At 70.9% G+C, this 306-nt stretch carries 1 pseudogene; it reads right to left on the bottom strand.

Annotation, left to right across the window (positions count from 1 at the left end):
• Window positions 1–306 (bottom strand): annotated as a pseudogene (locus EN993_RS36840) (carbohydrate kinase); the annotation flags it as partial.

Below are 306 nucleotides of genomic sequence, written 5' to 3'. Positions count from 1 at the left end.
CAGCCAGGCGTTGCCGAGCCGATGGCTGTAGATGCCGAAGCGAGGCGCCGAGATCGACCGGTCGGACAGGATCTTGATGGTCAGCGACGACCCCAGCGCGGTGACGCCGTCGCCGATGGCCGCCGCGGAGCTGTTCGGCTTGCCGCGCGATGTGGTCGTTGTCGCTGGCACGACGGACGGCTCCGCGGCGGCAGCGGTGAGAGCGCCGGTGACATCGCCCGGTTCGACGACGCGCGGCAGCAGTTCCATGCGCATTCCGGCCGCCGCGATCCAGTCCGGCCAGCGGCGGGCTTCGACGTCATAGCC

It is taken from the genome of Mesorhizobium sp. M7D.F.Ca.US.004.01.2.1, from assembly GCF_003997785.1.
Classification (GTDB): Bacteria; Pseudomonadota; Alphaproteobacteria; order Rhizobiales; family Rhizobiaceae; genus Mesorhizobium; species Mesorhizobium loti.
This window is presented reverse-complemented; position numbering and strand designations above follow the sequence as displayed.